Source organism: Occallatibacter sp., assembly GCF_049582745.1.
Classification (GTDB): domain Bacteria; phylum Acidobacteriota; class Terriglobia; order Terriglobales; family Acidobacteriaceae; genus Telmatobacter.
In genome coordinates this window covers 1-11286 of the sequence record NZ_JBAUUO010000035.1, presented here as the reverse complement: position 1 = coordinate 11286, position 11286 = coordinate 1, and the positions used below count along the sequence as shown (strand labels likewise).

Here is an 11286-nt window from a genome sequence, read left to right as displayed (position 1 = left end):
TGTCCTTCGAAAAACAGCCTGATCAGCCCCTTTTCGATGTGTAACAAAAGGGGTCTCAAAACCAGCCCGCCAAACCACACAAAATAAACAGCCGGATCTCCTCGATCCGGCTGTGACAAAAACTGTAGGTTCAGATACAGAACCTTGGCCTGGCATCCGAGAGAGGTTCGCTTGCGAAGAGCCTACTGAGGACGTACATCGCCGTCGTTCTTTTGGGTCTTTGTTCTCCGAAGACGTTTGGCAATTGTTTCTTCATTTCCTAGGGCAGCACACACACCCTGGGGCGTCCTTTTGGGAGGAGTGATGCTGCTTGACGTAAGTGGAGGCTGAGGCGGCGATTTGACCGGCGGTCCATCATAAGGCTCGGGCCCGATATGACCTCGATGGCAGGTGCCACACGTTACCGGGATTCCCGAGTTTTCGATATTAGCGATATAGTTCGCGTTGATGGTCTCGGTCATCCTATACATCGCTCGCGAAACAGCTTTGAGCGGCTTGGAATCATCTGCGTAATTGAGCTGTGATTTGTCGTCGGCTGCGCTGGTTTCAGTTGCATCTGCATGGCAGGAGTCGCAGCGCACGCCGAGGGAGCGTCCCCACTGTTCCATGATTTCGTGGACCTGTTGTCCGCTCAGGTCATGCGGCAGGACCTTCAGGTTTCTGGGAATTGGATAGCTGGGCCGGATCTGCGGATTATCGGCTGCACTGCTCCGCGCTCCTGGAGACTGAGCTTCCGTGGCCATTGCCAAGATGAAGCACAACACGGAAGCAGGAGAGATGGCAAGCAGCAATTTGGAGGTCGGCTTCACGCGATGAGTCTCCCCATTAGGTTCGGTCTGCATTCGGATATCAGGTCCCGGCATTCCGATTGAATTCGCTGGCACAATCCGAACTTGCCCGTTACCACGTCTCTTTCTTCTGTTGCTTTGACCACAAATAGTCTGCGATCCGATTGATATCTTCGTCGCTCAATACGTTCTTCCACGGCGGCATATATAGCGGAGGAGTCGGGCCCGAAACATTATCTTTTGGCGGAACGCGTCCGTTGCGGATGATCGCAATGACCTCGTCCTTTGTATAGTCGTCGGAGACATGCAGCAGGCTTGGCACCTCCCCACCCTGAGCATTGGGATTAGCGACTCCACCCTGTAGTTCCGTGCCGTGACAGCCCACGCACCCAAAGCGTGCAAAGTCCTGCTTGCCGACTTCGACTGAAACTTCTTCCGGTGTGAGAGCTCGCGGCTTCTTCGACAAGATGGATTGCATGTCCTCCGACGTTGCAGATGAGAGGAATGCGAGCAGCGCCTTGCGTGCATTGGTCTCAAGGTCATATTCGGGCATCGAGCTGCCCGGGTACACGAGTTCAGGATTCACTAATTGTTCGTCGAGCCATTCAGTCGAGTGGCGCTTCGTGACACCTAAAAGGTCCAGCCCGGTTTTTGAGCCCACCCCGCCGATGGTATGACAGGTAATGCAGTTCTTCTCGACAAAGAGCTGGCGCCCATATTCGGGACTGGGAATCAGGCGCACGCTTGAGTAATAGGTGCCCATCTCTTCGTTTGTAAGCGAAAGCATGTAGTAGGTAAGGTCTCGGGCCTGCTCTTTGGTGAAATGGAAGTTCGGCATGGCCGAGCCCGAAGAGACCGCATTCGGCGCAAGGAAGTGGCGCTCAAGCCATTCCGGCGAACGGAGGTTCGCGCCCTCTTCTGTGAGGTCGGGACCGATGCTACCGCCGACACCATTGAGCTTGTGGCAGCCTCGGCAGCCTTGCGTTTCGAACAGGTGACGCCCCTCGGTCAATTCGGGAACGTCCGGGACGTCGCCTTCCTTGTGGCACCGCCCGCAGGAGGCACGGACGTATTCCTTGGGAAGAAGCGGCGTTTGCCAGAATGCGACGTTGCCGTGTGCGCTGTCTTTGTCTGTGGCGAGTCCCTGACCGCCGTGGCAAATGGTACAGCCAAACTTGGAAGGCACATGCGGTCCGAGGCCTGCATGATAGCGGTACGGCTCCGGCGCATTCTTCATCGTCGGATCTTCGACTCCGAGGTGACACGTTGTGCAGCGGTCGACGCGCTGCAAGCCGGTGAGCATCACCTGGTGGATCTCAGGCGGTGTGGCCAGAACGGCGGCCTTCGTAATCGCGTTGGGCTCCTCCTGCGCTTCCAACTGTAGGTAGTTCCGTTGAAATGTCTTCCACGAAGGCGTGTTGGCCTGCCAAGCCGCTGCGAGGATCAGGCCAAGGGCGAGGATACTGAGCACGAAAAAGATCTGCTGAAGTCTGCGTTCCATCACTCAGCCCCCGGTACAACATGAACCCACGGTGGAACGAACGCCCAGCCTGGTCCGCGGAAGAACGTACCAATCACGATCAGGGCAAGATTCGCGACCACGAAGAAAGTGAAGATCCAGAGAGCCCACTTGCGATCGGAAAGGCGCCGGCTTGGATTTCTGTCGAAGTATGGGATTGCAATCAGCGCGATCACCATCAGCGCAGGCACCACCACACCGCCCAGGAATGCCGAGTGGCTGACGAGTTCCTGCAGTCCGAGGAAGTACCACGGCGCCTTGGCGGGATTGGGCGTCTTTGCAGGATTGGCGAGTTCCTCAAGCGGCGCATTGAAGAAAAGCGAGATGGTCATGATGGTTGTGACCGTCGCCATGAGTACGACGGCCTCGCGAACAAAAGCATACGGATATGAGAAGACTGAGTCTTCTTCCTCCTCCGGCGAGATGGTCTCGAAGATCGGCTTGCCGGTTACGACCTCCATGAGCCCGTAAGTCTTAGACTGCGAAGCTGCCTGCGTCTTCAGCGGTGCAACCTTAGCGGGCGCTCCAATGGTGACCAGCGCTTCCTGCTTTTGCTCTTTGAGTTTCCAAACGGGCCGCGAGAGGCCGCCATCTTTGCGGACTCGCCAGAAGTGAACGATGGTGAACAGAATGATGAGCGCCGGCAACACTGCTACGTGCAACACGTAAAAGCGCAGCAGGGCGGCTTCTCCAACGGTGTGGCCGCCAAGCAGAAGTTCCCGGACTTGGCCGCCGACCAGCGGCGCGTAGCTGCCAATATTGGTTCCCACCGTGATGGCCCAATACGCGAGCTGATCCCAGGGCAACAGGTATCCGGTGAACGAAAGGCTCAACGTGAGCAGCAGCAGAAATACTCCGATGACCCAGTTGAACTGGCGAGGCTTCTTATAAGAGCCGGTGTAGAAGACGCGGCACATGTGCAGGAAGACACAGATCACCATGCCATGCGCGGCCCAGCGATGCATGTTGCGCAGAAAAGGCCCCATGAAAACGACGAACCTGAGATCCTTCATGTCCTGATAGGCGGCAGATGGATACGGCCTGTAATAGGCCATCAAAGCTATGCCGGTTGTGAGCAGGATCAGGAAAAGAAAGAAGGTAATGAAGCCCAGAAAGTAGGTGTGTTTGAACTTGAGGTTTTCCTTCTTCACTTTGGCGGGATGGATGTGCAGCCACACGTTGAGAAAGACCAGCTCGGACTTTCCCTTATCGGTGGACAGCGGATCCCGCCGCACGATCGATTGCCAGATTTCGCGGATCGGATTCATCGTTACACCATCAACCGGTACGAGGGCGGAACAACCTTGTCTTTATCGACACGCAGCATTCCATCGCGGGCTTGCGTCACCTCAAACCACTGCAAGCCGCGGGGTGCTGGGCCATGTTGTACCGCGCCATTGGGTCCAAATACGCTACCGTGACATGGGCAGTGAAAACGCTGGTCGCTCTGGAAGTATGCAACCGTGCAGCCCAGGTGCGTGCAAACTGCACTTGCCACGGCAAAACCTTTGTCGCGATCGCGAAACACGAAGATCTTTTCGTCCACCAGGAATGTGGGAGGCCCAAAGGGAAAATCGGCCGGCTGCCCGATTTTGAAGGACTGCGGCGGCTCGTAGAAAACGTTCGGCATCAGGAAGCGAATTACGGCTGCCAGACTGACGCCGACCGCTGAACACAGCGCGGCCACTCCTAGTGTTCCCCAACTGAGAAATGCTCGACGGTTCATGCCTGGGCTCCCCTATTCAAAGACTTCTCTTTCCTGCTGTTCCAACGCTTCCATGGTGATAGCCTCGGTTGGACATCGCTGGGCGCAAAGACCACAGCGAATACACTTCTCCTCGTTCTTGATAATTGCGCCGGCCTGGCCCGCCTGCAGTCGAGCCGCGGACATGCCGTATCGGCTTTGAATCAGCGCGTCGTAGCGAGCATCGCCGCTTACCTGCACAAGGTCCACCAGCCGCAGGCAATTCTCGGGGCAAACATCGACGCATCCGGCGCACAGAATGCACTTCGATCCGTCAAAGATGGTGTTGACCTGGCAGTTGAGGCAGCGCTTTCCTTCTGCACGGCCTTGTTCTTCGTCGAAGCCCAGCTCCACCTCGGCGATTCCTATGCGCCTGTTTGCTGCCAGAGCCGGCATCTTCTGCCGCGGAATCGTTAGGAATCCGCGCGGCATCTCCCAGTTGGGCAGGATGCGGAATCGACTGAGCACGGATTTGGCTGTCTTGCCACTAAGGTAAACATGAATGGAGCGTGCGGCGCGATGGCCGTTCGCAACGGCCTCGACGAGAATGCGTGGACCAAACGCCACATCGCCTCCGGCGAACACGCCAGGCGATGTGGTCATCAGGTTCTCGTCAATCTTGAGGATGCCGCGGGGTGTTACTTCGACTCCCTGGTCACTGCTAAGGAACGAGAGGTCCGCCTGTTGGCCGATAGCGAGGACCACGCTGTCGCAAGGGATGATCTTTTCTTCATCGCTGAAGGCTGGATTGAAGCGGCCATTTTCGTCGAACACGGTGAGACATCGGCGAACCTTAAGTCCGGTGACGACGCCGTTTTCTCCGACGATCTCCTTCGGGCCCCAGCCGTTGTCGACCACGATGCCTTCATGCTCGGCCTCGTCCACTTCACCTTTCCACGCGGGCATCTGCGCCCGGGATTCGAGGCTGACAAGCTCTACCTCTTCGGCACCGGAGCGGAGAGCCATGCGGGCCGCATCAAAGGCTGGCTGTAAACCTTTCGCATCCTCGTCCTCTTCGGCAAAATCGACCGCTTCATGCACCAACCGCACCGCGGCACGCGCCACATCGATCGCCACGTTGCCACCGCCGACAACCACAACGCGCCTGCCTAAATTGATTTCAAATCCCAGATTGACGTTGATCAAGAAATCGATGCCGTTGTAGACCCCCTGCAAATGAGCGCCGGGGATGTTCAGCTCGCGTCCCTTATTGAGTCCTGTAGCCAGCAGAACAGAGTCGAACTTTGAACGAAGCTCCGCGAACGATATGTCACGCCCGAGCGTCACACGCGTGTGCAGCGTGACTCCCATCGCTAGGATGTTATCGACTTCCATCTTGATAATCTCGCGCGGTAGTCGAAACTGCGGGATACCGAGATAGAGCATTCCGCCAGGCACAGGCGCTGATTCGAAGACCTCGACGGTGTATCCCAGGAGGGTAAGATCATGGGCGCACGTGAGTCCACACACACCCGCGCCGATAATCGCAATCTTCTTTCCCCGCCGGGGAGCTGGAGGGAGTTTCTTCCTGACCGGATCGTGGCCCGTGCCAAGATTGTGGCGATCGGTCGCATAACGCTTCAGCGCGCAGATGGCAATGGGCTCATCAATCTTGCCTCTCCTGCAGTTGTCTTCACAGGGATGCGCGCAGATTCGCCCCAGGACATATGCGAATGGATTTGGCGCTCGGGCCAGCAGATACGCTTCTTCGTCCTTCGATATTCCTATGGCCTGTACATAGCGACCGCACTCAGTATGAATCGGACACGCAGCTCGACAAGGGATGTTCTTGTCGAAGTACTCTCGGTCCGGAACCGTGATGGAATAGCGCATCCGTTCCCCAATCTGCCTATTTACAAATTTCTCTACGAAAGGAACCCGTATCGCCTTGCTGCAAGGTCATGAAGGAGGCCCCGGCGAGCGACCTACTTGCTCGCCGGGCAGGAGGCCACACGAGAGCGGCTTCACTTCGCTCTAGTGCTGTTGCGCCTTCAGCTTCTCAATCTCTTCATCGCTAAGCGACTTAAAGAACGCCGACGGATTCTTGTCTTTGCGATTCTCCTGATCGTATGCGAGAAATTCGAATATTGTCTTGCCCTGGCTGTCGTTGATGCCTGAGTTCGGCTTGTGCATCATGCGCTTTACATAGCGCTCCCACTCCACGCGCGTCATCGTGGTGTTGATTGGTCGCGCAATTGTGTGGCACTTGGAGCACTTCTCCGTGAATACCTTGTATCCCTTCTGCAGGTCAGGCGAGTATGTGGATACGTTGATCTTGTCCGGTCCTTTATCTTGCGGAAGCGTTACGTTACTGCTTTGCGTTATCGCCAGCATGGAAATGGAGCAATACCCGGCGAGAGCAAGATTGCGAATTGCTTTGTACATTTCAGCCTCTCCTTACCACATGAACCGAAAATCAACCTTGAATAACTTGTCAGTCGTGCCCAGCAGGGCGACCGGATCCCCGTCGTGTTCCTGGTTATAGGTCGCACGCACCACAATGTTGCCCATTTCCGTAAGAGCGCGCTCGGCGCCGACGCCCCAAGCTTGCGTATGCATCGTCGGATTCAAGCCTGCTTTCTGGGGCGAGTGGTCAAAGCGCGCCATGATCACGGTGCCTGGCTTGAAGTAGTAATCTGCTTCGCCGCGGACACTGTTGGCGGTGAACTTTGACTTTGGACCAGCCGGATCAGTCTGCCAGTCGTCGTGACTATAGATATAGCCACCTAGAAGGTCCAGCTTGTCGAAGAAGAGATAGTTGCCTAAAAGGCCAACCCGGTAGAAGTTCGGCCGATACGTGAATTCATTGTCAGCGCCCGCATTCTGGACCTGATCTTTTGAGCCGCGGTACATCATCACCGTGACGCCGCCGTCAGGCCCGAACGAGTAATCGGCATCTGCCCACACGTCCTTGCCGTTTCGGTTCGAGTTGGCGAGAATCTCGCTGCCGTCGGCATTGAGTCCGTTGGTGACTTTGAGCGAAGCCGCAAAGATATTCTTGAAGTAGTTCGAGGCCCAGGTGTATCCAACATCGACACCCACCGGGTGCTGATCGAGCGTGAAGAGGTTGGGATCGATGTTTGTGAGCGTGTATGCTGGATCCGGAAAGAGGTTGTAGAACATCGCTGCGCGTGTTCCCTCGCCCTCCTGCATGTGAATTTCGCCACCTTTGACAAAGTAGCTGCTGTTGGCGCGACCACCCGTCCACTCACCAAACCCTTGCTCGAGAAAGTTGTCGCCATCTTGGTAGAGCTCGTAGTGAGCAAAATACGAGAATCCCGTCTCCGGAACCGGACCGGCGAAGAAGATCGCCGCTTCGTCCATATTGAAACTCGATGTCGACGCAGACGTCGTCGGAGGAGTGCTTCCGGTTTCGGCGGTATTGCTGTCGCCCGTCACGCTGGCTTGCATCAACAATGCGGCCGAGTTGATGAAGCTGAACCGGATGTCTTTGTCGAGTGCCGTGATTTTTGGCGCGGGCTTCGTTCCGTCCATCTCGTCCGGAGGCATCCTGTAGCCGAGCCGTTTGAACATGTACCCGTTCTTATTGAGCGCCGGCGGCACAGTGTGGCAGGTGTAGCACTTGACGCCATATTTGCGTGCAAACGCTGGTATTGCGTTGCCAGGCTGCGGCATCAGCAGGATCAAGCCAAACACCAGCAGGATTGCTTTAGGGCATGAAGTCCAGACTTTCATATGCAGGAGCTCCTGCAGCTCTACGCAGCATGTCTGGGACCAAAGAGTGCGTTCTTTAGAATGAGCCACTTGCGCTTACCGAGAAGAAAAACTGGGGATTCTACTCCCCGCTTTCGGCCGGCGGTTGGGGGTTGGATTCCCCAATCTGTGCGTCCTTTTCCTTCTTCAGCAATGTGTAAAACGTCTTTCGATCTACACCAGCTTCGCGAGCCGCGGCACTGACATTTCCGTTGCAGCGGGCCAGTACTGCATTTGCATAGGAGCTTTCAAAGCTGGCCAGATATTGTTCGCGGGCATCCTTCCATGGCAGTGAGGACAGGCTGGTGGTTGCCTCGACTTGCGGCGCACCCTCCTCCACGTCTTCTGGTCGTAGAACACCGCCAGGATGCAGGGCGGTCAATCTTTCCATGACGTTCTTCAATTGGCGGACGTTGCCGGGCCAGCGCTCTTTCACGAGGGCTTCATAGAAGAGCGGCGAACCGGTGAGGCTTTTGCCGTAGCGGCGAGAGAACCTCTCCAGAAAGAACCTCGCCAGGTGTGGCACGTCTTCCTTCCTCTCACGTAACGGCGGCATCTTCACGGTGATGACGCTCAGGCGATAGAACAGTTCCTCCCTAAACGTGCCCGCTTTGATCTTGGCAGCGAGGTCCTGGTTAGTGGCGCACAAAATGCGGCAATCCACACGCACCTGCGAAAGTCCGCCAAGACGTCGGAGAGCGCGTTCTTCAACAAAACGGAAAAGACGCGTCTGTAACTCCACCCCCAGGTCCCCGATTTCATCGAGAAACAATGTCCCACCATCGGCCGATTCGATCAGCCCCTTCTTGGTGCGTTCGGCACCTGTGAACGCGCCTTTCTCGTACCCAAATAATTCGCTTTCAATCAACGAGCCAGGCATCGCGCTGCATTCAACCGGAACGAAGGGGCCGTCTTTCCGCCGGCTCTGGTTGTGAATGAATCGAGCTGCGACCTCTTTGCCTGTCCCGCTTTCTCCCAAAATCATTACAGTGGCATCGGTAGCCGCAGCGCGGCGGCACTTGTCCATCTGCTCCAGCATCGAGGGATTGCGGCTTTGGGCAGCATCTGTCTCACCGAGAGACTCCAAACGGTCTTTCAATTTCTCGACTTCGTGCTCCAACGTGGAATGAGAGAGTGCCCTCTTCACAACAAGAAGCAGTTCTTCTCGCTTGAACGGTTTCTGAAGGTAGTCGAATGCGCCGTTGCGCATGGCCAACACCGCGCCCTCCACTGATCCGAAAGCCGTGAGAAAGACGATCGGAAGGGAAGGCCGCGCTGCATGCAACTGCGCAAACACCTCCTCGCCCGTCATCCCGGGCATGCGCATATCCAAAAGGACAAGGTCGGGCGAACTCGCAAGCGCCTCCGCAAGTCCCTTCATCGGATCGACGAATGTGCAAACTGTAATGCCCGGCGTCCGAAGCATTCTCTGGATGTTTTCACCCAGGGCGGCTTCGTCGTCGATGACCAGGATGCGGCTCACTCTGTCGTTCCTCCAGCAAACCAATGGTAAGGTTGCCCGCGCGTGAATCGCGCAGGAGGCAGCTCAACTACAAAGCTGGCCCCGCCGCCGCTTCTCGATTCGTAACGGATTCGGCCATCATACATATCCAACAGACTGGCTGCCAAAAACAGCCCCAGACCCAGCCGTTCCCGCCCAGCACTATGAGAGACAAACGGTTCAAAAAGATGGCCACGTATATCCTCCGGCACTCCGGGCCCGTTGTCCTCGATTTTGACCACGACTCTCGCTCCAGCAGTGCGATAGGGCTCGAGGCGCACCCATATTGTGGCGTCAGTCCGCGCTTTCAGCGCTTCGATGGCATTGCTCAGCAGGCCGCGGACCACCTCACCAACAACATGTTCCGGCACATCAACCCGCGGCACCTCCGAAGCCTCCAGCAGGAGATTCACTCCATGGCTTGAAGCTGAAGGACGTTGCGCGTTGAGCGCGTCTTCCAGAGACTTTTGTGGAACAGATGCCTCAAAGATTTCCCCGCCGCGTTCGCGCCGCAACGCCTGCAGAAGTGTGCTCGCGATATTGCTCATGTATTGAGTCTCTTTGAGCATCTGCTGGAGATCTGCGCAAAGGGCAGGATCCTCCTTGCGTTCATCGAGAAGGACTTCAATGCGACCTGCGACAATCGCAAGAGGATTGTTGAACTCGTGCATGAATCCAGCCGTGAATTGACCAAGCAGAGTGAGTTGATGTGACAGCCGCGCCTGTCTGTCCGCAGCCTGTAACTCCTCGCGCAGGCGGGAAGTACGGTAACGCACTGTGTCCAATTGAAGCTTGAACTGGGCTACTTCTTCCTCGGTCTCCTGTACGTGCTCGCGCAAGCGGCGGTGCTTGCGAACTGAGTAGAACAACACTGGGAACGGAGCCAACAGGGCAGCGAAACTCGAAAGCAAGAGCGCGGACAGGGGATGCTTCTGTCCAATCCAGTACGCGAGTCCTAAAATCGGCAATATCCAGCATCCGCTCACCCAAAGAAGGTTCTGCACGCGTTCCTTTGGTCGGTTCGCGCCATGGTCTTCGTCTAGCTGGCTGGGCATACCGCTCAAGTGTAGTGCTTGAAACCCATAAGACGTGACTTCGACCAAATCCGATGAAAGTGGGCGAACCTCTCTCGGATGCCAGGCCAAGGTTCTGTATCTGAACCTACAGTTTTTGTCACAGCCGGATCGTCGAGATCCGGCTGTTTGTTTTGAGCGGTTTGGCGGGCCGGTTTTCAGACCCCTTTTGTCACACGGCGAAAAGGCCTTGTCAGGCTGTTTTCTTAAGGACACGTTGGATTGTGGCCGTTGAGACGGAATAGCCCTTGGCTATCTGTCTGATGCTCTGGCCACGTTGACGGTCTTGCTGGATAGCGGCGTTGTCCAGGACCAGCGGAGTTCGACCGATTCGTTGACCTTCAAGCCGTGCGCGCCGCATGCCGGCACGCACTCTTTCGACGATCAGCGAGCGTTCCAACTCGGCGATGGCAGCGATGATGATAACGATGGCCCGGCCCAGCGGGCCGCCGGTGTCGATGTTCTCTCGGAACGAGACGAACTCGACTCCTATGCGGTTTAGATCGTCGAGCACCGCCAAAAAGTGGCGTGTGGAGCGTGCGATGCGGTCGCACGCCCAGACCAGGACAACGTCGAAGCGGCCGCGGCGGGCATCCGTCATCATCTGGTCCAGCCCTGGCCGCTTGGCCTTGGTGCCGCTGATTCGGTCTGTGTACTCCTGGACGATCTGGTAGCCGCGCTGGCCGGCCATCTGGCGCAGGTCGTGTAATTGCGTCTCCGGGCGCTGATCGACTGTGGAGACCCTCATATAGAGCACGGCGCGCTTCACGCGCGCCTGCTTTTCGGCCTGGGAGCTAATCCGTATTTGGCGACGTAGCTTTCGATGAACTGTAAAAGCACGATCGTCATGTCGACGCCCTGCGCCGCGGTTGCCGCCTTGAAGGCGTTGTGGAGACCTGTTTCAACGTTCACGTTCACTCTTTTGACTCCTGATACTGCTGCTTTCT

At 56.6% G+C, this 11286-nt stretch carries 11 protein-coding genes; all 11 read right to left on the bottom strand.

What is annotated here, in order from left to right; translation table 11 throughout:
• Positions 1-182: 182 nt before the first annotated feature.
• On the bottom strand, positions 183-842 hold the full coding sequence (locus WCA10_RS04560; RefSeq protein WP_472821313.1) for a c-type cytochrome: 660 nt from the start codon (positions 840-842) through the stop codon (positions 183-185).
• A gap of 58 nt (positions 843-900) precedes the next feature.
• Positions 901-2289, bottom strand: a complete 1389-nt coding sequence (locus WCA10_RS04555; protein WP_472821312.1) for a c-type cytochrome — start codon at positions 2287-2289, stop codon at positions 901-903.
• Positions 2289-3575, bottom strand: a complete 1287-nt coding sequence (locus tag WCA10_RS04550) for a cytochrome b N-terminal domain-containing protein (protein WP_472821311.1) — start codon at positions 3573-3575, stop codon at positions 2289-2291. Before WCA10_RS04550 ends, WCA10_RS04555 begins: the two co-directional genes overlap by 1 nt.
• A gap of 2 nt (positions 3576-3577) precedes the next feature.
• Complete coding sequence (locus tag WCA10_RS04545) at positions 3578-4033, bottom strand: QcrA and Rieske domain-containing protein (protein ID WP_472821310.1); 456 nt, start codon at positions 4031-4033, stop codon at positions 3578-3580.
• A gap of 12 nt (positions 4034-4045) precedes the next feature.
• The gene (locus tag WCA10_RS04540; RefSeq protein ID WP_472821309.1) at positions 4046-5884 is read right to left on the bottom strand and encodes an FAD-dependent oxidoreductase; all 1839 of its coding nucleotides are present in this window, start codon (positions 5882-5884) and stop codon (positions 4046-4048) included.
• A 141-nt stretch (positions 5885-6025) separates the two neighbouring features.
• Entirely contained in the window at positions 6026-6436 is a 411-nt protein-coding gene (locus tag WCA10_RS04535; protein WP_472821308.1) for a hypothetical protein, read from the bottom strand.
• A 12-nt stretch (positions 6437-6448) separates the two neighbouring features.
• Positions 6449-7747, bottom strand: coding sequence for a hypothetical protein (locus WCA10_RS04530; protein ID WP_472821307.1), 1299 nt, complete (start codon positions 7745-7747; stop codon positions 6449-6451).
• Positions 7748-7847: 100 nt separating this feature from the next.
• Positions 7848-9248 carry a sigma-54-dependent transcriptional regulator gene (locus tag WCA10_RS04525; protein WP_472821306.1) on the bottom strand — a complete coding sequence of 467 codons (1401 nt, stop codon included), beginning with the start codon at positions 9246-9248 and terminating at the stop codon, positions 7848-7850.
• Positions 9245-10321, bottom strand: a complete 1077-nt coding sequence (locus WCA10_RS04520) for a sensor histidine kinase (protein WP_472821305.1) — start codon at positions 10319-10321, stop codon at positions 9245-9247. The genes WCA10_RS04525 and WCA10_RS04520 overlap by 4 nt, the downstream gene beginning before the upstream one ends.
• Positions 10322-10532: 211 nt before the next feature.
• Complete coding sequence (locus tag WCA10_RS04515; protein ID WP_472821304.1) at positions 10533-11087, bottom strand: recombinase family protein; 555 nt, start codon at positions 11085-11087, stop codon at positions 10533-10535.
• Between the two features lie 17 nt (positions 11088-11104).
• The coding region (locus tag WCA10_RS04510; protein ID WP_472821303.1) for a plasmid partition protein ParG at positions 11105-11286 on the bottom strand (182 nt) is incomplete at its 5' end.